The following is a 24409-nucleotide window of genomic DNA, read 5'->3' as shown; positions in this document are numbered from 1 at the left end:
GGTTGGGCCGTTTTTTTACTTTTTTTTTCTCGCGGGGAGACAAAGGTGTAAAAATTTTTGAATAAGAAAAGAGAAGAAAAATAAATTTTGCCCTTGACTTTTTAATTTATTTTATAGTGAAAAAATTATTTGGTTTTTATCGCAAAAATCAGGGAAACCGTAAACTAATTTTTTGAATTTATTTTTTTTATTTTCGAAAAGGGCGGGGCAAGGCAACACCCGAGGCTCTTTTACTTAAAGTTCAAAATTTTCTATTGCATTCTTCGCAACTAAAGTCCAACTTGAAACCGTTTGCATCTCCCTATGGAAAAAATCGATAACTGGTCAGAAGTTTTCTCGAAACAATCGATCGAAAGCTGGGTGGAAGCCGCCAAACAAGAGTTGAATGGCGAAAATCCGTTTGAGAAACTTTCTTTTTCTGAGAATGGTCTTGCGATTAAGCCCTATTATACTCGTGCTGACCAAAAAAGCTCAGCACCTACTCTTCCAGTTTCCAATAATCCGTACTTAGGTGCAAGAACTTGGCATAACATGCCAAAAGTTTTAGTAGAAAACGCCAAAGCCGCCAACCAGCAAGCTTTGCTACACTTGCAAAACGGTGCCGATGGAATCCTGTTCGAAATTATTCATCCGCAAACATCGGCCGCAGAACTTTTGTCAGGGATTCAACTGAACTATTGTCGAGTGAGTTTTTTGCTTGGTATTGATTGTGTTTCGTTTGTTGATGAATTTATTAAGCAAACCGAAAAAGGATACGATGTAAAAGAATTATCCGGATGTTTTTTTTGGAAAGGTGCTATCGACTACACAGTGGCGGCAAAGTTAAATTGGCCACTCTTTCATTCCTGCGGAATTAAAGTAGAATCAAACGAAAACATCATTGAAGAAATTAGGAAAGCTCTTTCAATAGCAAACGAAGCCCAACGTCTTTTAATGGCGCAGGGTTGTTCGGTTTCGCAAGCTTCGCAAAAAATTTGCTTTTCGGTTTCTGTTTCAGCTAATTTCTTTACTTCCATAGCCAAGTTAAAAGCGTTGCGCGCCTTATGGGCGGACATGGCTGGCACCCAAGCGGTTTGTATTCACGCGCAGTCTGTGCCATTTTCGAAAGAAACGTATCAGCCACACGGCAATTTGATTTACGAAACCTATGCTGCCATGGCGGGGGTTTTGGGCGGATGCGATCAGTTAACGGTTATTCCAGAGCACGCTTCGCAGTTAACCATGGTGCGGATGGCAAGAAACGTTTCATCTATTTTGCGCGAAGAATCTTATTTATCGAAAGTAGCAGATCCGTTGGCAGGGTCTTATTTTATTGATTCGTTGGTGGAGCAGATCATTGAGAAGTTGGGAATTCAAATTGAAAAAGTAAGCAGTCCTGACGCTTTGGGTCAGGACGCTGACATTCAGCGTAGGTGGTTGGCAGTTGGCAGTGAGCAATTGTCAAATGAATGGCTGACGGCAGAAAAAATCAAAGTAAAACCGTCATTCTCCCCAAGCGACATATCCTCCCCCATCACGGAAAATTCGCAAGCGGGCGTTCCGCCTTTTCTGCGGGGACCATACGCTACCATGTACACCGTGCGCCCGTGGACGATTCGCCAGTACGCTGGGTTTTCAACCGCAAAAGAATCAAACGCATTTTATAGAAGAAATTTAGAAGCAGGACAAAAAGGCTTGTCGGTTGCTTTTGATTTAGCTACGCACCGGGGTTATGACTCCGATCATCCACGCGTAATGGGTGATGTAGGCAAAGCCGGTGTGGCCATCGATTCAGTGCTCGACATGAAAATTCTGTTCGATCAAATACCGCTCGATAAAATGTCAGTATCAATGACGATGAACGGGGCAGTGATCCCTATCATGGCATTTTATATTGTGGCTGCTGAAGAACAAGGGGTAACGCCAAAGCAATTAAGTGGCACCATTCAAAATGATATTTTAAAAGAGTTCATGGTGCGCAACACGTATATCTATCCACCTGCCCAATCCATGCGCATCGTGGCCGATATTTTTGAGTACTGCTCTAGCCACATGCCCAAGTTCAACAGCATCAGCATCAGTGGCTACCATATGCACGAAGCAGGTGCGCCAGCACACATCGAGTTGGCTTACACCTTGGCGGATGGATTGGAATACATTCGTGCTGGCATTCAAGCCGGCATTGCCATTGACGATTTTGCTCCGCGCCTGTCTTTCTTCTGGGGCATCGGCATGAATTTTTTTATGGAGGTGGCGAAAATGCGAGCCGGCAGATTTCTGTGGTCAAAAATGGTGAGTAAATTCGCTCCCAAAAATCCAAAGTCGTTGGCGTTGCGCACACATTGCCAAACTTCTGGCTGGAGCCTCACCGAACAAGACCCTTACAACAATGTAGCACGCACTAGCATTGAAGCCTTGGCGGCAGCTTTGGGTGGCACACAATCCCTGCACACCAATTCGCTCGATGAGGCGATTGCCCTTCCGACTGATTTCTCCGCAAGGATTGCACGCAACACACAATTGTATTTGCAAAAAGATACAGGCATCACCAAAGTGGTGGATCCACTTGGCGGCTCTTACTATATAGAGCACCTTACCGAGCAATTGATTGAAAAAGCATGGGCATTGATTGAGGAGGTAGAAAAATTGGGCGGTATGACCAAAGCCATTGAAAGTGGATTGCCCAAGTTGCGCATTGAAGAAGCCGCAGCTGCCAAGCAAGCGCGGATTGATTCGGGCAAAGATGTGATTGTAGGTGTGAATCAGTACCGCACCGATGAAAAACCAGATTTCGACATTTTGGATATTGACAACACAGCCGTACGCTCAGAACAAATTGCACGCCTCGAACAAGTGAAACGCGACCGCAACGCAGCAGAAGTAACCGCAGCATTGCAAGCGATTGAAAAAGCAGCCGCCAGTGGAGAGGGAAATTTGTTGGAGTTGGCAGTAGTGGCGGGGCGCGCACGTGCCACCTTGGGTGAAATTTCGATGGCGATGGAAAAGTCTTTTGGACGTTACAAAGCAAACATTCAATCTATTTCTGGTGTATATTCAAGTGAGATGAAAGACCAAGATGAATTAAACGCAGTGCGGCAGCTCTCCGATAAATTTGCAGAACTGGATGGTAGACGTCCGCGAATATTGGTTGCCAAAATGGGGCAAGATGGCCACGACCGTGGTGCGAAAGTAATCGCCACAGGCTTTGCAGACTTGGGTTTTGATGTGGACATTGGGCCGTTGTTTCAAACGCCTGAAGAAGTAGCCAAACAAGCGGCCGAAAATGATGTGCACGTGGTGGGTGCCAGCAGCTTGGCCGCGGGGCATAAAACATTAGTGCCCGAGTTGATAAACGCGCTCAAAGAAATTGGCCGGCCCGATATTTTGGTGGTGGCAGGCGGTGTGATCCCCGAAAAAGATTACGACTTTTTACTTCAGTGTGGTGTGAGTGGCATCTTTGGCCCGGGCACGCCCGTAACACAAGCTGCGAAGGAGATATTGGAAAAACTTCTGGGATAATTTTAAAAAACCAAAAGTGCAGCGTTGCCCTCACAAATTTCAATCCCAATCGTCCCAGTTTAGCATCGCTCCAATCCTCATTTGGATGAAAAAATGACTTAGCTTGTCTACTGGTGCATTTTGCAATTGGCCAAACGGTGCTTGCCATTCGTACGGATACATGGCCCACATGTACCCCACACGGAACGAGGCTATTAATGGGCTTTCGTTTTTGTAAAGACGATTAGAATCTAAACTTAGACCAAAAATCAGCCCCTCTTGTGTGTGGTTAATGTCAGTGGCATTACCGCCCTGTGTCAAAAAATTACTCAGGGTATTGGAGGTTGTGTTGCGCGACAGGATCACACGGCTGTCGGTAAGACCTATCCCAACAAAAGGCGCTAAAGAGGTATTACCCCACTCTATTATCCGGTAACCGAACTGCAAGTTTGTAATGTTTGATTGCCGTTTTAAACTGAAAGCATCATTTGATCTGGTCTGTAAGTTGAGCGACAAATCGCAACCAAAAAAAAATCGTTTGGCAGTGTAAGTAAAACCAAACCCCCAGAAAAACTGGGAGTTTGGGATGGAAGGGTAACCAGTGCCAGATAGCGACTGATTTAAGCCACTGCTTTGTGAAAATTGAAAGCTTGGCACGATACCGTAAAAAGTGATACTCTTCCTGATTTCCTGATTTTGCTGCCGGTTTGGCTCTTGCGCTTGGCAGTGTGCGGCAAGTAAAAGGCAAACAAAGAATAGTATCTGTTTCATAAATTGATTTACTTAACTATTACCGCTCTTCTACTCCAGTTTTTTTTAAGTCTGTTACTTATCGCTTAGGTTTATTCAATTTGCCTGTTCGGTCAACGAAGTTTCTTCTTGTGTGTTCTGTCATTTTAAAAACAGAATTTGCACCTTGGATTACTAAATTTGTAGCATGAAGACATTTTTGAAGAATTTAGGCACACAAATAAGGATTTTGAGAGCTGCGAAGGGACTGACGCAGTCGAATGTTGCAAGCGAAATAAAAATCACCGCTTCGGCATTTGCCAAAATTGAGCGTGGAGAGAGCGACATTAGTATTTCTCGAATTGAGGCAATTGCCAATGTCTTCGATTTGAGCGCATCAGAATTAATAAATCAAGCTGATTTAATTTACAAAACCAACGCTAATAGTTTAGCTAAAAACTACAGTGAACTGGAACATATCAAAAATGAAATTAACAGGCTGAACAAAATGGTAGAATCTTTGACTGAGCGGGTGAGGAAGATTGAACGTTAAGCAGCGTTTATCGCCATGTAAACAAGTTCTAAAAATAGCTGGTCTACTTGTGTACTGACTTGTATTGGTAAAAATCATTACTTTTAATTCACCAAACTCTGGTTTATGAAAAAAATCATTCTGCCCGTCATCTTGGTTTTTTCACTTTCGGTGCAAGCCCAGCCAAAATACGATAAAACCATGGCCGCTATTGAGGCCGCTTACCAAGTGGGCGCCTATAAAAAGGCACTATCGTCTTTAGAGAAGTTCAAGAATAAATCGTTTAAAAAGCTGGGGAATAATAACCCTTATCTGGTTGCCTATCACCTGATGATCGCCAAGTGCGACCTAGCATCCGGCATGTATGATTTTGAAAAAGATCTAAAAACAGCTATTGCCACCAGCATTGCAGTAAATTCAGAAAGCAGCAAAAATCACGGTATGGTACTGCTAGAAGCAGCAGCGCTTTATACGCGCTATGGTTCCTTCGTGGTGGCCAAACAGCATTTAGCCGAGGCCAAAGATATTTTTACCAAAGGTGATTTTTTTAACGAAGACATAAAAGCCCAGTGGGAGGTAGCCCAAGCTGAAGTGTTGCAGGGCCAGGGTTTTTATGTGCAAGCCTCTGAGCTGCTCATCGATAACTCCGTTTATTTTGCTGGCCGTGCGGTAAAGCAAGAAACGTATGTAGATGATAAAGGAAATTTGAAAAGCCGCAAATTGCCAGAGGAAGAATTGGCCAAGCGCTATGACGACTATTGCCGTGTAGTTACACTACTGGGCCGTTGTTATGCTCGCCAAGGTAAATTAAGAAGTGCCGATTCTGCTTTTGCCTTTGTGGCTTCGTGGGCAACTAAAAATTTAGGCCAGTCGAGCGTGGCGTACGTTCGCAACCAATTTTACAATGCAAAAATGCTGAAGGAAAATGGAAACGTGTCGCTACCAAAAAGCCTCGACTTTAGCCGCATTGTCAACAACCTAGTCAGCCAATACAAACTTTCGCACTATTTAGCGGTGGATATTTATGAGGAACACCTGAAAGAGCTGATCAAAGAAGGAGGCGCCAACTATGTGAAGACAAAAGTAGAATACCTCAAGGTAATCAACAAACACTTCAGTAAAGGAAGTTTTTACCCCTTGCGGTTTGATGCCATTGAGCTGGAGGCAAAACTGACGGACGACAAAGTTAAAAGTTTGAAGAAAGATGCGGATGCCTTGCTTGCTAACTCCAAGTTACTGCCAGGCGCGGTAATGGTGAATACACTTGAATTCTTATCCCAACTGGCACTGTACGAAAAGCGCTATTCAAATGCAGAAAGTTATTTGAAATCCATCATTGAAATTAAAAACAACCTGTATGGCGAAGAAGCGCCTGAATCACATTTAGCAAAAATAAAATTGGCGAACCATTACCTGGATTACACCAACAAAATTCCTGAAGCACTAGAGATTTACGAGCAGAGTTTTGTAAAAATAGTGGCACCACAAATTGGCAGTCAACACCAAGATATTCTCGAGATTCTAAATCATATTGGCAGCCTTTACGAACTTACAGATCAATACGCCAAGGCCGATTCGGTGTTGGAAAAATCCATCCAAGTAGCGCGTGTAAAATACGACAACAAAGATGTGGCGTATGCCACACAACTCAACAACGTAGCAAGAATTCAAATTAAACTGGGAGAATTTGAAAAGGCTTCGAAGAAAGTAGAAGAGGCACTAAAAATAGTAAGGGACAAAGATAGCCCGGGCGAAAACCGCGAATTGCATTGGATTGAAGTATTGGAAACGCGTGCCATTTTGCAAGGCCTGCGCGGGTTGTTTGATGATGCGAAAGAAAGCCTGGCACAAACCAGTCGGATGATCGCCAAATCGGACAACAATGTGGGCATTGATGAACTTGCCACCGCCAAAGAGCTTACTTCTTTATTGATTTTACTGGGCGATTACAACCGGGCAGAAAAGTTGTTGAATAAACTGATACCCGAATACGAAAAACTCTACGGGGTAAGTTCCCTTCGTTTGGTGGAGCCGCTGGTGAATAAAGGCCGGCTGATATTAGCTAAAGGAGACTACACCGAGGCCGATAAAGTGGCGCATCGGGCGTATCAAATAGCACTGAACGTATACGGTGAAAAGTCGTCTAAAACTGCAGTGCCATTGAAGCTGCTGGGCGATATCGACTATGCCATTGGCGATTATGACAAAGCAGAAGAAAACATTGAAAAAGCCTTGGCCAACCAACAGCGGCAATTTGGTCGCAACCACGTGGAGGTAGCCAAATTGTTGGCGCAACTTTCCTTAATTAAGTTTTACAAAGGCGAAGATTTTTCTGCGGTGGAGAAAATGATGCAGGAGGCACAAAAAATAATGGGCGAGCGGTTGGGGCTGGACAATCCACAGTATGCCGATATTCTTAAAAATGTGGCCATCATCAACATCGGTGCTAAAAAATACAACACTGCTTTTACATCACTCACTCAAGCAGAAGGCATTTGGCGGGCAAAGACAGGCTCGAAGGGGAATGTCAACTCGGCCGCTATTTATACACTAACCGGAGACGTGTTCTATCAGATCAAGAATTACAAAAAATCAGAAGAGTTCTACAATCAAGCCCGCGACATCTACGAAAAATATTTTAACCGCACCCACCCTGAGTATGTAAAGATTCTTTCCAAACAAGCAAAAGTTTATTACATGCAAAAAGACTTTAAGAAGGCAAAAAAGAATATTGAGGAAGCATTGAATGACTACGAAAACTTCATTAAAAAATATTTCCCAGCACTAAGCGAACGTGAAAAAACAAAGTTCTGGAATACGATCAAGTCTGACTTTGAGTTTTACAATACGCTCGCATTTGGAAACTTGGATGACTTTAAAGATTTAACTGGCAAAGTTTATAATTACCAGTTGTTGACCAAAGCCTTGCTCTTAAGTTCCTCCATCAAAATACGCGAGCGCATATTAAATAGCTCAGACGAAAATTTAAAAAAAATCTATAGCGAATGGTTAACCAAGAAAGAATTTTTGACCAACGCTTTGTCCATGAGTACAGAGCAATTGACACTCAATGCGATTGATCTACCTTCACTGAACAATGAAGTTGAAAAGCTAGAAGCTACGTTGAGCGAAAAATCGGAATTGTTTGGGCAAAGTTTTGAAAACAAAAAAATCACCTACGAAAATGTACAAAAATCAATCGCCAAAAATGAAGTGGCCATTGAAATGGTACGCTACCGTCATTTCGACCATAACTTTACGGATTCGGTCATTTATGTAGCCTTGTATGTAAAAAATGATGACGCCCGACCCAAAGTAGTGGAACTACCCGAAGGACACCGAATGGAGAACCGGTTCTTTAAGTACTACCGAAACTGTATCACAGGACAAGTTCCCGATGCTTATTCGTACAAAGTGTTTTGGGAGCCCATCGCAAAAGCCATTGGCATCAACACTACTATTTTTATTTCACCCGATGGCGTGTACAATCAATTAAACTTAGAGGCGATCCCTACGCCTGATGGAAAATACATTATCGATAATGCCAACATTGTGATCATCAGTAATAGCAAAGATCTATACATCCGAAAAGTAAAATCAAAAGGCGGTTTGCCCAGCAATACCGCTACCATGTTTGGAAACCCCAGTTTTTACATGACAGCCTCCAACAGCAATCGGGTGGCCGCTTTGCCAGGTACCGAGAAAGAGGTTAACGAGCTTCAAGATTTATTGAACCAAAAAGGATGGAAGACTTTTGAGTACATGGATAAATCGGCTAGCGAAGAGCGGGTGAAAGAACAAGAGAGCCCTAAAATTTTTCACATTGCCACACATGGATTTTATTCTCCAACGGTGGACGAAGACGATGCCAAAAAATTGACCAGAAGCGAAGCCCAGTTATCGGAAAGCCCGCTGATGAAATGTGGGTTGCTTTTGCGCGGAGCAGGTGATGTGTTGGACAAAACAAATTTCAACTATAACATTGAAAGTGGAATTTTAACAGCCTACGAGGCCATGAGCCTCAACCTAGATAAAACCGATTTAGTTGTACTAAGTGCTTGCGAAACAGGATTGGGCGATATCTCGAACGGAGAAGGGGTGTATGGATTGCAGCGAGCTTTCTTAGTGGCTGGCGCAAAAGTATTAATTATGAGTATGTTTAAAGTGGATGATGCCGCCACGCAAAAACTCGTTCTTACTTTTTACAAAAAATGGCTCACCACTAACAACATGCGCCAAAGCTTTGTAGATGCCAAAAAAGAATTACGCGTAGAATATCCTGATCCAATATACTGGGGTGCATTTATGATGATTGGTATTGAATAAAACATTCACGCTAAACCTTTTTCAAACAAGATTGTTTAATAAAAAACTGCTGTAATTCATGAAGCGAAGAATATTTGTTAAAACAATCGGATTAAGCACAGTTGCTTGTGCCTGTGGTCAATTGGTTTCCTGCAGCAGCAATAGCACGGATCCCACACCCTCGAATGTTGATTTTACTCTTGACTTATCATTGTCGGCCAATGCCCCACTTAATTCAGATGGAGGCTCGGTTACTTCGCAGGGCATTATCATTGTTCGTGTTTCGGCAGGGAACTTTGTTGCCCTTAGCCGAGCTTGCACCCACCAAGGGACCCCGGTAGATTTTCAAGCAGCCTCCAACAATTTTCTTTGTTCCAATCATGGTAGCACCTTCAGCTTAAATGGAACTGTTACAAAAGGACCAGCCCCTTCACCACTAAGAAAGTTTAATACCTCGCTGACTGGAACAAGTCTTCGTGTTTTCTCTTGAAAACCTAAAATCGATAAGCAAGGCTTAGACCACTACTATTTATATTGAAGTGAAATGATGTAGCGGTTCTTCCTGTATTGTATAAATCAAATGCTTTGTTGGCTTTGTTGTGAAATGACTTATCAAACGAATACCCAACAATTGATAAAGCTAAACCGCCAGCCGCCAATGCCCATTGCGGATCTTGCTTCCCGGCAATGGCTTGTCCGATTGGCCAACCGATCATAAAGCCACCCGCAAAACTGAATATACCTGCAGGCGCAAGATTTGCATTCCCTTGCTTAAATAGTTTTAACGCTTCAGGGTTGGCCTCTAATCTCCGCATGGCCTCTTGCTTAGAAATCTTAGCAGTACCTTCGTAGTATTTGTATCCCCAAAAATCTTTACCGATTGTTAATTTTTCCTGTTGTTGGGCTTGGCAGAAATAAGCGGCCAGGCAAAGAACTAAAAGCAAAACAATTTTTCTCATATAATTTTAACTATAGTCTGTTCAAAAATACAAGTAATTTTGGGATTATTCTAACACCAAATAGCAACATCTTCTTCATAAAGAGTGATCCAGTAAATTGAATGTAGTTTTCTGTTTAAGAGATGCCTAAATTTCCACAAAAAAAGCAAAGGTGAAACTATACCGTAATTTATGTGTGGCAGTGGTCGAGGGGCTTCAGCAAATTTTTAAAGAAGAGAAATATGCCGACAAAGTGATTGAAAAAATTTTGAAGAGCAACCCCAAGTGGGGCGGCCGCGACAGGCGCTTCATTGCCGAAACCACTTATGATATAGTGCGCTGGTATCGTTTATTCAAAGAATTGGCGCAAGCAGGTGATGAAGACTATTGGAAACTACTGGGTGTTTGGTGCATTTGGAACAGAACAGAATTTCCGGATTGGGAAGAACTGGCGGAAGTCAAGCCAAAGCGTGTACGCGCCTTATATGAAGAATTAAAGAGCAATCGCAAGCTAAGGGAATCCATACCCAATTGGTTGGATGAACTTGGCCAACAAGAATTGGGTACCGCTTGGGAAAAAGAACTGGAAGCGTTAAATGAGGAAGCGAAAGTAGTGCTGCGCGTAAACACATTAAAAATTACCCGTGCCGAATTGCAAAAACAATTAGCAGAAGCAGAAGACATTCACACGGAAGCACCTGTCGATTTTCCTGATGCACTTTTACTTGAGCAAAGACAAAATATTTTTACGCGTCAGCAATTCAAAGATGGATTGTTTGAAGTACAAGATGGTGGTTCGCAATTGATTGCTCCCTTTTTGCAAGTATCGCCCGGCATGCGCGTGATCGATGCATGTGCTGGCGCGGGAGGCAAGACGTTGCACTTGGCATCGCTCATGCAAAGCAAAGGAAGAATCATTGCACTCGACACCGAAGAATGGAAACTGGAAGAATTAAAAAAACGAGCGCGAAGAGCGGGTGCCAGCAACATTGAAACCCGTGTGATTGAAAGTTCCAAAACCATCAAGCGATTAGAAAATTCGTGCGACCGATTGTTGCTGGACGTACCGTGTTCAGGCTTGGGCGTATTAAAGCGCAATCCCGATGCGAAGTGGAAATTGAATTTGGATTTTATCGCTCGTGTAAAAGACCTTCAACAGCACATCCTTACCGACTACTGCACCTTGGTAAAACCGGGCGGCATGCTCGTGTATTCCACGTGCAGCATTCTGCCTTCTGAAAATGAAGAACAAGTAAAACGGTTTTTAGCAAGCCACTCTTCACAATTTGAATTGGTAGAACAAAAAACGTTTTTACCTTCGCAGGGCTACGATGGGTTTTATATGGCAAGGTTGAAGCGAATTGGGTAATGAGCAACTAGTAATTGGTCAGTGGGTGGTTCGCATTCGGTGATCGGTAGTCGATACGTAGAATATCCAACTTGTTTCACGTAGCATCAGTCGCTAATTTTACAAAAAAAAATTGATATGGTTACCCAATCGAACAAAATAACCGACCTGCAACTTGAGCTTCTAAAGAGTTTTAAGCATGTAACAAACGAGAGAGAGATTAAGGAAATTAAGTCGCTATTAAATATGTATTTCCGAGACAAGCTGGAAGCCTCAATTGAATCGGAAGAAAAACGAAGAAATTATACTTCCGAGATTTACAAAGAATGGTTGAAGCAACAATAAATTGAAAGTAGTAATCGATACCAACTGCTTTCTCAGCATGATTGGAAAAACTTCCATCTACAGAAAAGTGTTTGACGGGTTTTTAGAAAACAAGTTTGTTCTATGTGTTTCCCCTGAAATACTTTTTGAGTACGAAGAAAAATTCAATAAGTTCTGGGGAGATGAGGTAACGCATAATTTAATGGGTGTCTTACTTACTGCTGACAATACTCAACTTCAGTCTGTTTACTATAATTTTAACCTTGTATCGTCAGATGCTGATGATAATAAATTTTCCGATACCTATTTAGCGTCCTCGGCAGATTTGCTGGTAACACACGATAAGGCTCTGCTCGCGCTAAACAAAAATGAATTTCCCTCCATCCGAGCAATTACATTGCAAGATTTTTTAGATTCTCATCTTAGCTAGTTAAACACAAACACTTGAAAACAGTAAAATCAATTCTACTCTTTCCCTACAAAGCCTGGGTCTTATTCGTATTTACCTTCTTCATGCTGCTTTTCCTTCCGGGGATTTTGATCCCGGCTTTTTTTGGGGCACGAGCAGTGGCCATCACTTATTTTTTTATGAAGTTGTGGTCGTGGGTGTTTAGTCAACTCACTTTTATTCGATATGAAATGGTGGGCAGAGAGCGCATTCCGCAAGGAAGGGCGTTTATTTACGTGAGCAACCATACCTCATTTCTAGATTTGCCCGGCATTGCCATGATGATTCGCGGCCAGTTTAGGCCGTTGGCGAAGAAGGAACTTTTAAAAATCCCTGTGTTTGGATGGGTTACAAAAGCTACTTGTGTAGTGGTAGATCGAGGCGATTCGGCCAGCCGAAAAAAAAGTATCAATTTTCTAAAAAAGATATTGGGCTACAATATTTCAATACTCATCTTTCCAGAAGGTACACAAAACCGCACTGCCGAATTGTTGCAACCATTTAAAGATGGCGCCTTTCGCGTGGCGGTAGATACTCAACAGTCCATTCTGCCGTTGGCTGTTATCGGAGCGGGTCCCCTCATGCCGCCTGGCACTGTTAATATGAAGCCCGGAAAAATTAAAATTGTTGTGGGCGAAGAAATCAAAGTAACTGCGGAGTCCGATATTTCAGCATTAAAAGAAAAAGCTTTGCAACAAATTAAAGGAATGTTGACGGAAGGCAGTCGGTAAACGGTAGTCCGTGTTCAGTATTCAATATCATCAACACCTCAATCCACTCTCTTCACCGCTAAAACATCCACACACTCTTGGAGCAAAACCAAGTTGGTTTTTTTCAGCACAGGGTGAACAAAATGCGGAGCAATTTCAACCAGTGGTACTAGCGTAAACCGCCTGAGGGCAATGGCTGGGTGTGGGATCAACAAGTCTGGAGTATTTAGAACCGTCTTTCCAAAATAGAGGATATCAATATCAATGATACGGGCGCCCCATTTTTCTTTTCTTTCCCGACCAAGTTTTTTTTCAATTTGTTGCAGATGCAGCAATAAAGCTTCTGGCGACATGGTCGTTTGCAACAGTAGCACCTGATTGTAAAAATCCGGTTGGTCTGTCTTGCCCCAAGCAGCAGTCTGATAAATAGCACTTTCTTCCACTACCAATCCGACTGATTTTTTGATTTCATCTTTGGCCGAATTTAGATTGGCCATTCGGTTACCATCATTCGTACCCAACAATAAAAAAACTTGTTCTTCCATTTATCGTTACAATCTAAAATCTAATTTCAACAATCTAAAATCTTATTTCCTTTTCTGTACTTTTGCCTCCTAATCATCGACTATGAACTTCTTTAAATCCTTTTTGGCCTCCTGTTTGGGTTCGCTAGTAGCGTTTATCATCGCATTTTTTCTATTGTTTTTTCTACTAGCTGGCATGATTGGCACAGCCTTTTCGGATGCTACCAATGGAAACACCGAGGTGGCCATTAACGAAAATTCAGTGCTCCATTTGAAACTCGATGTGCCCATTTCGGAGGGAGAAATAGAGAACCCGTTTGAGGGATTGCCGTTGCCCGGTGCAAACGACCCCACCATTGGCTTGCTCCACTTCAAGCACGTCATTAAAACTGCCGCCAAGGATGCTAAGATTTCAGGTATTTACTTAGATGTATCGATGTTTATGAGTGGCTATGCCACCGCCCAAGAGATACGCGAATCACTATTGGAGTTTAGAAAATCAGGCAAATGGGTGATTGCCTATAGCGAAGTGATGACCGAGCAAGCCTACTACATTGCTTCGGCTGCCGACAAAATATACCTAAACCCAGAAGGGGACTTAGAGTTTAACGGCTTGGCCATTGAAGTTTCATTTTTCAAAAAGATGTTCGATAAGCTCGAAATCAAACCAGAAATTTTTAGGGTAGGTGATTTTAAAAGTGCAGTGGAACCATTTATGCTCGATAAAATGAGCGAAGCCAACAAACTTCAATTAAATGAATTGATCAACGGGATTAACAACGAAATGGTCAAAGAAATAGCGGCCAGCCGAAACATAGAAGAAATAAAGCTGAAAGAAATCTCTTCTAAAATGCAAGCCACTACCCTAGCCCAAGCCAAAGAATTAAAGTTGATTGACTCGCTCGTATATTACGATCAAGTATTGGATGTGCTACAAGCTCGATTAGGTGTATCCAGCGAGACGGATATTGATTTTGTGAAGTATAGCAAGTATAAAAAATCAGTGAGCACCTATAAATCCTCTGAAAATGAAATTGCGGTGATTGTGGCCGAGGGAGACATTATGCCGGGCAAAGCACAACAAGGAACAATTGGTTCTACCACCTTCGCGAAAGAAATCCGCAAAGCCCGCAACAGTAAAAAAGTAAAAGCAATTGTACTGCGCATCAACTCTCCCGGTGGAAGTGCATTGGCATCGGATGTGATGTGGCGCGAAGTAACATTGGCAGCGAAAGAAAAACCAGTGATCGCCTCCATGGGCGACTATGCCGCATCGGGTGGTTATTATTTAGCAATGGGATGCAACACGATTGTGGCCGAACCGAACACCATCACAGGGTCCATTGGCGTATTCAGTGTGCTTTTTGATTTGAGTAGCTTTTTGAACAATAAAATCGGGATCACTTTTGAAGAAGTAAAAACAGGCGAGGTAGGCGAATTGGTCACCGTTACACGCCCATTGACAGATCAAGAGAAAAGAATCTGGCAAAAAAGAACAGATGCTATTTACGAAACCTTTACCTCCAAAGCGGCCGAGGGCCGAAAGATGAACGTGGACGACCTGCGCAGGGTAGCTTCGGGCCGAGTATGGACAGGCACTCAGGGAAAAGAAAAGGGATTGGTAGACGAGCTTGGCGGATTTGAGGATGCTGTGAAAATTGCGGCCGAAAAAGCAGGCGTGAGCAACGATTACAAAATTAAATTTTATCCAAAGCAAAAGTCTTTCTTCGAACAATGGATGAGCGACATGGAAGAGAATACCAAAACCAGAATGCTTCGCGAAGAATTAGGTGAACATTACCATACGGTAGAACAACTCAAGAAATTGAAAAGCTACCAAGGTGCGCAAGCAAGAATGCCTTTCGAAGTCCTAATTCGTTAACACGTTGATTTGAAACTTTGAAAATGGACTCGCTAGTAACTAATCCCCAAGTGCCCAATCCCTAATGCCCACGACCCCAGGCCCCAACATCTAATACTTAAAATATGATTCGAACCAACTGGACCCGTGAAGAGATTGCCGAAATTTACAACACCCCTGTATTGGATTTGATTTATCGCGCAGCTAGCGTGCACCGAGAACACCACGATGCGCAGGAAGTCCAGGTGTGTACATTGTTATCGGTGAAGACAGGCGGGTGCCCGGAAGATTGTGCGTATTGCCCACAAGCAGCACGCTATCACACCGATGTGAAAGTGCACAAACTGATGGAGGTAGAAGAAGTAATCGGGAAAGCATTAGAGGCGAAAGAGGCTGGCAGCACACGCTTTTGCATGGGTGCGGCTTGGCGCGAAGTGCGTGATAACAAAGATTTTGATAAAGTGCTAGAGATGGTGAAAGGAGTGAGCACCATGGGCATGGAAGTTTGTTGTACGTTGGGCATGCTCACCCACGAGCAAGCCGACAAACTAAAAGCGGCAGGCTTATATGCCTACAATCATAACTTAGATACAAGCGAAGAGTTTTATGGCGATATCATCACTACCCGCACATACCAAGATCGATTAGAAACATTAGAGAATGTGCGTGGAGCGAAAATTTCCGTTTGTTCGGGCGGCATCATTGGCATGGGTGAAGGTGAAGAAGATCGCATCGGCATGTTGCATACCCTTGCCACTCTGCCCGAGCATCCCGAGTCGGTTCCTGTAAATGCACTCGTGCCAGTAGAAGGCACACCATTAGAAGAACAAGAACGAGTATCCGTTTGGGAGATGGTTCGAATGATCGCCACAGCGCGCATCATCATGCCCAAGGCGATGGTCCGCTTATCGGCAGGAAGAGTGCGGATGACGCTGGAAGAACAAGCACTTTGTTTTTTGGCTGGCGCCAACAGCATCTTTGCCGGTGATAAACTACTGACTACCCCCAACCCCGGCACAGTTCAAGACCAGCAGATGTTTCAGGTGCTGAATTTAAAGCCGAGAAAGGCGTATAAAAACCTAGAGAAAGCAGCTATTTTGACTGCATAGAATTCAACTTAACCACTTAAGTTAATCAGGCTTTAATTTTTGCTTTTTTGATATTGGGAGTTTGCTTTCTTACAGCACTACGCTTTGTGGCTTCCAATTTCCGTTTTCTAAAGAAGTCTCTTAGTGCTTTCTCTTCCTCAATTGATAATGGGTCTTGGCCTCCAATAAAATCGACATCTAATTCTAGTCTCTTTTTCATACTAATTGTTAGGGAAATATTTGTTAATAAGCCTCAGTGCAGCACCTGTTTCTATTACCATTAAGCGACCGCCAAAATGAACAGCCCCCAAAGTTCTTTCATAATGATCAATCAACTTTGTCTTTGAGATAAAAGAAACGTTACCTTCATGTCCGCGTTGAAATGCCAATTTGCATGCAAAGGCGACCAAATTTCCAGGAACGCCTGCGTAAACTTTTGTCTTGCTTTTATTGAATGGAGAACTTTCAATCAAGTGAAGATAAACATGCGTGTCCTTAACCTCTAAACTAATGAGACCCTGAATTACAGACGGGTTGTTTGTTATGGTAAGTTTATAAACGTCTCTTACAGGCTCTCTAAATTCAGCGACCCAATTAAAAACCCAACCGTTTGCTCTAGTAGCTGATTTGAGATCAACTCGTGACACTAATGAGATATCCGTTTGAAAACTATCCCCAGTGATAACATTTTCAATCGAATTGGTTAATTTATCTACTTCAAAATCGAGTCCTTTTTCCCTTCTTTTCACACATCCAATTTAAGAAAAATTATTGATGAGAGGACAACGTTTTTCTACCAAAAAAAATAAGAGTTGCGCTGGAAGAACAAGCACTTTGTTTTTTGGCAGGCGCCAACAGCATCTTTGCCGGTGATAAACTACTGACTACCCCCAACCCCGGCACAGTTCAAGACCAGCAGATGTTTCAGGTGCTGAATTTAAGACCGAGAAAGGCATATAAAAATTTTGAAAAGGCATCAATTCTGAATAGGTAGAGGCCATCATTTCAATGCTATTTCAACCGACTAAAAAATCCATTTAGCGAAAAAATAGGGGTTTTGACATGTAAGGTTGCATTCGAAAACTTAAGAATACAAGTCCAAAATTACAATTCAATACTCTGATAGTACTTGTAAAAACGTATCTAAAGTACGTTCTTTGAAGAAAGATTGACGGATTTAAAATGAATCCTATCAAATCACGCTTTTAATACGTGTGAATAGAAAGGTAAGATTTAGATAAAACCTCAATACTAAAGGTTCACCTGAGCCAAGAACTTTCATAATGTTTTGAAATAGGCTTCTGATTAAAACATGCTCTCGGAAACGAAACCACCGATAGGCTCGTTTTAAGATGATTCGTTTGCTACAAATCGTAAACAAAACGAATTAAAGTACGTTCTTTGAAGAAAGGTTGAAGGATTTCAGTTGACTCCTATCAAACTAAGCTTTTACAATGCGTGACTAGAAAGTTGGCATTTATCCGAAACCCTTTTCGGAGATTCACTAAACTCCAGTCTCAAAAGGAGTAAATTTGAAATCAAATCAGATTAAGTTTAATCTCTTTTATGAAATTAAAACTGATCTCTATCTTGTAAAGCAAAACCGCTTGACTCCTCAATATTACTTTTAGTACCAGGGGCTTTCTTGTTACTTGTTGTAAAAGCGAAAGACAAAAGGGTAACCGCTGCGATGGCAATAATGATTAATTTAGCTTTCATAATTAAAGTGTTTTTGTGCTTTTATAATATAATATACTATTCTTTAAATCCTGTTCCAGTAGGTTGAACTGTTGTTCCTTGTGGTTTAACCTCTTCCTTGGTGCAAGAAGAAACAAACGAACCAATTATCAAGACACAAGCGATGTAGAGTATTTTTTTCATAGCGTTATCAATTATTTAAAGTATTATTAGTTTAGAATTTATTTTCAATGAAAATCAAATTATTCTTTAAATCCGGTTCCAGTGGGTTGAGCGGTTGTTCCTTGTGGTTTAACCTCTTCCTTGGTGCAAGAAGAAACAAACGAACCAATCATCAAGACACAAGCGATGTAGAGTATTTTTTTCATAGCGTTTTAAGTTATTTATAGTTTTATTAGTTTAAAATTTATTTACAATGAAGACCAAATTATTCTTTAAATCCGGTTCCAGTGGGTTGAGCGGTTGTTCCTTGTGGTTTAACTTCTTCTTTGGTGCAAGAAGAAACAAACGAACCAATCATCAAGACACAAGCGATGTAGAGTATTTTTTTCATAGCGTTTTAAGTTATTTATAGTTTTATTAGTTTAAAATTTATTTACAATGAAGACCAAATTATTCTTTAAATCCGGTTCCAGTGGGTTGAGCGGTTGTTCCTTGTGGTTTAACCTCTTCCTTGGTGCAAGAAGAAACAAACGAACCAATCATCAAGACACAAGCGATGTAGAGTATTTTTTTCATAGCGTTTTAAGTTATTTATAGTTTTATTAGTTTAAAATTTATTTACAATGAAGACCAAATTATTCTTTAAATCCGGTTCCAGTGGGTTGAGCGGTTGTTCCTTGTGGTTTAACCTCTTCCTTGGTGCAAGAAAAAACCATTGAACTAATGACGAGAACCCAAGCGATGTAGAGCATTTTTTTCATATCATATAAAAGTTTAAGTTTAGGATTTAGTGGTTGTTTATTTTTGACATCGCAAAGGTGGATAACTAAGCTTTAAAATAATTTTGAATGTCATTTGGTTCCTTACTCATGTATAATATTTTGAAGCATAGCACTTTAACAATATGTTTCATAGGATTCTTATCTATCAATTTATTTTCGCAGAACATTAAAAGAGTTGACTCACTTGAAAAAAAACTTGAACTCCCAGCATCCTACGAAAAGCTGGATGTATTGAATGAGTTATTCAAAGAGTACAACCAAGTGGAATACGAAATTGCTTTGAAGTATGCAATGGAGTTTGATCGACTTGCAAAACAACTTGGCGATAGCACAAAGATTGTTGAAGGAGGTCGCAAAGTGGCTTACTCACTTATGGATCTAGGAAAAAATGATGAGGCTATTGAAATCTTAATAAATATATTAGGCGTTGCGAGTCGAAACAAAGACCGACTTCCAGAGGCAAAAAAGCAAATCAAATTCATCCTTAACAACACTGGACTTGCTTATGATTATCTTGGGAACTATGATAAGGCACTGGAGTACTATTTTAAATCCTTGCTAATTCGCGAGGAGGAGGGTGATAAAAAATCAATAGCTACTGCTTTGAATAATATTGGTTTAGTGTTTTATCATCTGAAAGATCATAAAAAGGCAATCGAGTATTATCAAAAAGCCATTGAGATAAAAAAAGAAATTTCTGATTTAAGGGATCTTGACCGTATTATCATAAATCTTGGCTTATGCTACAATCAGATAAAGGAATTCCAAATGGCGATAGACCAGTTTAAGCAGGGTTTCAATCTTTGCAATGCCGATTGTTCCGACAACATGAAAAGAGAGGGGTTGCTTGGGTTAGGTACTTCGTATATCGGAAATAAGGACTTAAATAAAGCAGAAGATTGTTTGATTAAATCATTGGATATTTCGAGGAAACAGAGCAATATAATTTACCAAATTGATAATCTACATCAATTAAGTATGTTAGAGACCGCGCGGGGAAATGATCAGAAAGCGTTAAAATATTTGAATGAAGCACTTAGTTTAGCAGAAACTTCTGATTACGCTGAATCTTTAATACAGTTATACGATCAACTATCTAAAATATATAGTAAAGAGCTAGATTTTAAAAAGACAGCATATTATCTCGGAAAATATACCAAGTTAAAGGACAGCATCTATTCAGAAGAATTAATTAAAAATCTCGCCAAAGTCCAAACCAACTTTGCAGAACGCGAAAACATTAAAACCATAAAGGAAAAAAACGAAGTATTGGTTTTGAAAGACAAGCTTTTGAAGAAGCAACGAGAGTTATCTTCAGTCATTGTTGCCGTTACCTTGATCGTGCTTACGTTCGCCTTTGTACTCATCATTTTTCAACGCAAGTACAGTAAGCAATTAAAAGAGGTCAACCTGAAACTGGAAGAGAAAGTGCTGGAGCGAACGCAAGACTTAAAGAAGACCAACGAAAAACTAGATAGAGCCCAGGGCGACCTCCGCAATTTTCTATACAAGACTTCGCACGATATCCGCGGACCGGTGGCTACCCTCAAAGGGCTTAACAACCTAGGCTTTGACAACATCAACGACCATGTGTTCTCCAAAGAGCTGCTGGAAAAGAAAAGCACACAAATTGAAAAGATGATCCGCACCCTCAGCCGTATCACGGTAGTAGCGGACATCACCAACACCATCCTTCAGGCTGTTGAGATCAACTTCGTGAAGATGATGGATGAAATTAAGGATTTCGAAAGGAAAAACGGGCTGCTCAAGTATATCAAGATTTCTATAGAAGTGGAGCCAAATCTTAAAGTCGTTTCTGATCCAATCCTAATCCGCATGATCTTAGAAAACATGGTGGACAACTCGCTCAAGTTTTTCAACGAATCGAAAAGGATTGAACCCTATGTGAAGATATCCGTAAAATCGGCTGGCTCCGATGCCATCATTGTGGTGAAAGATAATGGGGTGGGCATTGAAGTAAAGCCCAACCAAGATGTTTTCACTATGTTTATGCGCGGATCCGAAAAATCAGAGACCGGTGGGGTGGGCCTTTATCTTTGCAAGATCTGCACAGATCGATTGCAGGGCTCTATCAAACTAGAGAAGACATCTAAAGCAGGAACAACTTTTTCAATACGGATTTCTCAAGACGCCACCGATCAAGTAATGGAACTAAACGAGGCCTTGATGGCGCAGTTGCGAAAAGAAGAACCACCCATTATTGAGTTTGACCAAGAGACCAATAACTAGGGTGCCACTGCTTGTGCGGCTAGCAGTTCGTAGTTTAAACCTTATCTTTGCACAGTTTTTTTCCTAAGATGAACGCAGCACCAAAACGATACATGGTAACGGCCGCCTTGCCGTACGCCAATGGCCCCAAACATATTGGTCACCTAGCAGGCGCTTACATCCCATCTGATGTGTACGTGCGCTATTTGCGATCCATCAAAAAAGATGTGGTGTTTGTATGTGGGAGCGATGAACACGGCACGGCCATCCCCAACCAAGCATTAAAAGAAAAAACTACTCCGCAAGCAATTATTGACAAGTACCATACGCTCATCCGCGATTGCTTTGAAAGGTTGGGCATGTCATTCGATATTTACCACCGCACCAGCAACCAGCTACACCACCAGACTTCGCAAAAGATTTTTAAAACCTTGTATGACAAAGGGCTGCTGACGGAAGAAACATCGGAGCAATATTTTGATGTTACGGCCAATACTTTTTTGGCAGACCGTTACATCATGGGCACATGCCCTAAATGCGGCAACCCCAACGCGTATGGTGATCAATGCGAGAAGTGTGGCTCTACACTAAGTCCGCGCGAGTTGATCAACCCTCGCTCTACCCTATCGGGCAACCCGCCCATCCTAAAAGCTACCAAGCATTGGTACTTGCCTTTGCAAAACTATGAAGGGTGGCTGACCGATTGGATTTTGAAATCGCACAAAGACGATTGGAAAACAAACGTGTATGGCCAATGCAAATCGTGGATCGATGCCGGGTTGCAACCTCGCGCCATGACACGCGACTTGGATTGGGGAATTAAAGTTCCATTGCCCGATGCGGAAGGGAAAGTATTGTATGTATGGTTTGATGCACCCATTGGTTACATCTCAGCAACCCGCGCATTGTTTGAAGAATTAAGTTCAGGCAAAAAGGAATTTGCTACTCCACAGCGCGATTTTGGGAAAACCGAAAAAACCGACTGGAAAAAGTATTGGCAAGACAAAGAAACGAAGCTGTTGCACTTTGTGGGTAAAGACAACATCGTATTCCACTGCATCATCTTCCCCATCATGTTACATGCCACTGGCGAATACATTGTACCAGATAACGTACCGGCCAACGAGTTCATGAACTTGGAGGGCGACAAGATGAGCACTAGCCGCGGCTGGTCGATTGAAATGCATGAGTACCTGGCTGACTTTCCCAACAAGCCGGATGTGCTGCGCTATGCGTTGCTCACCAACTTGCCTGAAACCAAAGACAGTGAGTTTACATGGAAAGATTTTCAGGCTAAGAACAACAACGAGTTGGTGGCCATCTTTGGAAACTTTGTGAATCGTGCCTTGGTGCTCACCCAAAAATACTTTAACAACCAAGTGCCATCACTTGGGGTGTTGACCGACTTGGACAAAAAAGTTTTAGCCGACTTAAAAGAATTCCCGGCCAAAATCGGATCGTCCATCGAACAATATCGTCTTCGAGAAGCCACGGCTACCCTCATGGACTTGGCTCGATTAGGTAACAAGTATCTGGCAGAAACCGAACCATGGAAACTGGCAAAAACAGATATGCAGCAAGTGGGCACTATTTTAAATATTGCTATCCAGATTTCAGCTAGCTTGGTCATCGTGTGCGAACCGTTTCTTCCATTTACTTCTGCAAAGTTGAAAAAGATGCTGGCCATTTCAGAAGTATTGGATTGGCAACAAGCGGGACGATACGATTTGCTAAAAGTAGGGCATGGATTTGGTGAACCTGAATTGCTGTTCGAAAAAATAGAGGATGATGTAATTGCAAAGCAACTTCAAAAATTAAACGATTCAAAGAAAGCAATAGAACTTGCCAATCAACCAGCTGATCCTGCCAAAGCAGAAATCAGTTTTGACGATTTTCAAAAAATGGATATCCGTATCGGTACCATTCTGAAAGCAGAACGGGTAGAGAAATCAAAAAAGTTATTGAAGCTCCAAGTCGATACAGGCATTGATAAGCGCACCGTGATGAGTGGCATTGCAGAACATTTTTCACCGGAAGAAATCGTGGGCAAGCAAGTAACCATTTTGATCAACCTCGCTCCTCGAAAAATTATGGGTGTGGATTCGCAAGGGATGATTTTGATGGCCGCTGACAAAGATGGTAAACTTCGGTTGCTGCAACCAAATGAAGTGGTGAGTGCGGGGTCTACAGTTAGTTAGTAAGTGGTGAGTGGTGGTTGATAAGTGGTAACCAGCAATCGGTATTCAATCTCCTAATTACTAAATCCTATTTTCTAACTTCTATTCCGTGAAAACCCTTCAACTCAAATACATCCTCGCGGGAATCGCCTTCGCGCTTCTTTGGGCTTCTGCTTCCACAGCTGGCAAGTTTGGATTGATGTCGGTGGAGCCGCTCACTTTTTTTACCATTCGATTTTTAATGGCGGGTGCGCTATTGCTCTTTGCGGCACACGTAGTATTGCGTCATTCCCTTCCACGTGGAAAAGAATGGTGGCAAATAGCGGTCTTCGGGGCATTCAACACAGCGTTATACCTTGGCATTTTTATTTTGGCACTCAAGTATGTGGCGGCTGGTATTACTACCATGGCAATCGCACTCAATCCATTAATGATCAGTATTCTTTCGGCCATCATCATGAAACGCAATGTAGCAATGCGCGAGTGGCTGAGTATTCTGCTGGGTATGGTGGGTGTGGGCATTGCCACATTTCCATTGCTACAAACGGGGCATAGTACGGTAGGCGGAGTGTTGCTGATCGTGCTCTGCATGCTCATGTATTCTATCGGCTCGGTTTATTACGCTTCCGTAAAATGGCAACTGCCGCGCATGACGATTAACGGCTGGCAGGTTTTTATGGGCGGACTGATGTTACTCCCTTTTGCATTTGTTCTGCATCGCCAAGGCAATGTGTTTGACACGCGCTTTTGGTTGGCATTGCTTTGGTTGATTGTACCGGTTTCTATTTTAGCTGTTCAACTTTGGCTACGTCTTTTAAAAGACGATGCCGTACGTGCCTCCTTGTGGCTTTTTCTTTGCCCTGTATTCGGGTTTACGTACGCCACGTTTTTGCTTCATGAACCATTCACCATCCACACTGCTGTTGGTGCTGTGTTGGTAATGATTGCTCTTTACATCGGGCAGTTTGTGAAGAAGTAGCGGAGGTGGTAGCCTATTTTCAGATGAGTACCCCCTTCCCAAAATCTTCTTTCTCAAGCGGATTTAAAAAATCCAAAACCTCGATTGTTTTCATCTCT

19 protein-coding genes and 1 pseudogene are annotated in these 24409 nt (G+C 42.1%); 14 read left to right on the top strand and 6 right to left on the bottom strand.

Annotation, left to right across the window (positions count from 1 at the left end):
• Positions 1–531 precede the first annotated feature (531 nt).
• Positions 532–3498: a methylmalonyl-CoA mutase gene (gene scpA / locus KA713_21790; protein UXE69223.1), complete on the top strand. Its 2967-nt coding sequence runs from the start codon at positions 532–534 to the stop codon at positions 3496–3498.
• Positions 3499–3537: 39 nt separating this feature from the next.
• On the opposite strand, the gene KA713_21785 is transcribed toward scpA, so the two are convergent.
• Positions 3538–4248, bottom strand: a complete 711-nt coding sequence (locus KA713_21785; protein UXE67024.1) for a hypothetical protein — start codon at positions 4246–4248, stop codon at positions 3538–3540.
• Positions 4249–4414: 166 nt separating this feature from the next.
• Between KA713_21785 and KA713_21780 the strand changes: the two genes are divergently transcribed.
• From KA713_21780 to KA713_21770, 3 genes are all read left to right on the top strand, one after another.
• Positions 4415–4759: a helix-turn-helix transcriptional regulator gene (locus KA713_21780; protein UXE67023.1), complete on the top strand. Its 345-nt coding sequence runs from the start codon at positions 4415–4417 to the stop codon at positions 4757–4759.
• A 105-nt stretch (positions 4760–4864) separates the two neighbouring features.
• On the top strand, positions 4865–9064 hold the full coding sequence (locus KA713_21775) for a CHAT domain-containing protein (protein ID UXE67022.1): 4200 nt from the start codon (positions 4865–4867) through the stop codon (positions 9062–9064).
• Positions 9065–9122: 58 nt separating this feature from the next.
• Positions 9123–9533, top strand: coding sequence for a Rieske (2Fe-2S) protein (locus KA713_21770; protein ID UXE67021.1), 411 nt, complete (start codon positions 9123–9125; stop codon positions 9531–9533).
• Between the two features lie 4 nt (positions 9534–9537).
• Here KA713_21770 and KA713_21765 read toward each other — a convergent pair whose 3' ends face one another.
• Positions 9538–10002, bottom strand: a complete 465-nt coding sequence (locus tag KA713_21765) for a hypothetical protein (protein ID UXE67020.1) — start codon at positions 10000–10002, stop codon at positions 9538–9540.
• A gap of 151 nt (positions 10003–10153) precedes the next feature.
• Between KA713_21765 and KA713_21760 the strand changes: the two genes are divergently transcribed.
• The 4 genes from KA713_21760 (at position 10154) to KA713_21745 (ending at position 12832) form a co-directional block, all read left to right on the top strand.
• Complete coding sequence (locus KA713_21760) at positions 10154–11350, top strand: methyltransferase domain-containing protein (protein ID UXE67019.1); 1197 nt, start codon at positions 10154–10156, stop codon at positions 11348–11350.
• 117 nt (positions 11351–11467) lie between these two features.
• The gene (locus KA713_21755; protein ID UXE67018.1) at positions 11468–11674 is read left to right on the top strand and encodes a hypothetical protein; all 207 of its coding nucleotides are present in this window, start codon (positions 11468–11470) and stop codon (positions 11672–11674) included.
• A gap of 1 nt (position 11675) precedes the next feature.
• On the top strand, positions 11676–12083 hold the full coding sequence (locus KA713_21750) for a putative toxin-antitoxin system toxin component, PIN family (GenBank protein UXE67017.1): 408 nt from the start codon (positions 11676–11678) through the stop codon (positions 12081–12083).
• Between the two features lie 14 nt (positions 12084–12097).
• Positions 12098–12832 (top strand): 1-acyl-sn-glycerol-3-phosphate acyltransferase, encoded by a 735-nt coding sequence (locus KA713_21745; GenBank protein UXE67016.1) that lies wholly within the window; start codon positions 12098–12100, stop codon positions 12830–12832.
• Between the two features lie 38 nt (positions 12833–12870).
• Here the strand turns inward: KA713_21745 and folK are convergent, their stop codons facing one another.
• Complete coding sequence (gene folK / locus KA713_21740) at positions 12871–13356, bottom strand: 2-amino-4-hydroxy-6-hydroxymethyldihydropteridine diphosphokinase (protein ID UXE67015.1); 486 nt, start codon at positions 13354–13356, stop codon at positions 12871–12873.
• Positions 13357–13438: 82 nt separating this feature from the next.
• Between folK and sppA the strand changes: the two genes are divergently transcribed.
• Both sppA and bioB read left to right on the top strand, forming a co-directional pair.
• A complete protein-coding gene (gene sppA, locus KA713_21735; GenBank protein UXE67014.1) occupies positions 13439–15217 on the top strand; it encodes a signal peptide peptidase SppA in 1779 nt (592 codons plus the stop codon).
• Between the two features lie 104 nt (positions 15218–15321).
• Positions 15322–16305, top strand: a complete 984-nt coding sequence (gene bioB, locus KA713_21730; GenBank protein UXE67013.1) for a biotin synthase BioB — start codon at positions 15322–15324, stop codon at positions 16303–16305.
• 25 nt (positions 16306–16330) lie between these two features.
• On the opposite strand, the gene KA713_21725 is transcribed toward bioB, so the two are convergent.
• Both KA713_21725 and KA713_21720 read right to left on the bottom strand, forming a co-directional pair.
• Positions 16331–16504 carry a hypothetical protein gene (locus KA713_21725; protein ID UXE67012.1) on the bottom strand — a complete coding sequence of 58 codons (174 nt, stop codon included), beginning with the start codon at positions 16502–16504 and terminating at the stop codon, positions 16331–16333.
• Between the two features lies 1 nt (position 16505).
• Complete coding sequence (locus KA713_21720; protein UXE67011.1) at positions 16506–17033, bottom strand: hypothetical protein; 528 nt, start codon at positions 17031–17033, stop codon at positions 16506–16508.
• A 56-nt stretch (positions 17034–17089) separates the two neighbouring features.
• Between KA713_21720 and KA713_21715 the strand changes: the two genes are divergently transcribed.
• Positions 17090–17278 carry a hypothetical protein gene (locus tag KA713_21715; GenBank protein UXE69222.1) on the top strand — a complete coding sequence of 63 codons (189 nt, stop codon included), beginning with the start codon at positions 17090–17092 and terminating at the stop codon, positions 17276–17278.
• 578 nt (positions 17279–17856) lie between these two features.
• Here the strand turns inward: KA713_21715 and KA713_21710 are convergent.
• Complete coding sequence (locus KA713_21710) at positions 17857–18003, bottom strand: hypothetical protein (GenBank protein ID UXE67010.1); 147 nt, start codon at positions 18001–18003, stop codon at positions 17857–17859.
• 989 nt (positions 18004–18992) lie between these two features.
• On the opposite strand from KA713_21710, the gene KA713_21705 reads away from it, so the two are divergent.
• From KA713_21705 to KA713_21695, 3 genes and pseudogenes are all read left to right on the top strand, one after another.
• A complete protein-coding gene (locus KA713_21705; protein UXE67009.1) occupies positions 18993–21176 on the top strand; it encodes a tetratricopeptide repeat-containing sensor histidine kinase in 2184 nt (727 codons plus the stop codon).
• A gap of 68 nt (positions 21177–21244) precedes the next feature.
• Positions 21245–23353, top strand: a complete 2109-nt coding sequence (metG, locus tag KA713_21700; protein UXE67008.1) for a methionine--tRNA ligase — start codon at positions 21245–21247, stop codon at positions 23351–23353.
• 97 nt (positions 23354–23450) lie between these two features.
• A pseudogene (locus KA713_21695) lies at positions 23451–24311 on the top strand (EamA family transporter).
• Positions 24312–24409 lie beyond the last annotated feature (98 nt).

The organism is Chryseotalea sp. WA131a (genome assembly GCA_025370075.1).
In the GTDB taxonomy this organism is placed as follows: Bacteria; Bacteroidota; Bacteroidia; order Cytophagales; family Cyclobacteriaceae; genus ELB16-189.
The sequence above is the reverse complement of the archived record's forward strand: the minus strand, read 5'-3'. Positions and strand labels throughout refer to the sequence as shown.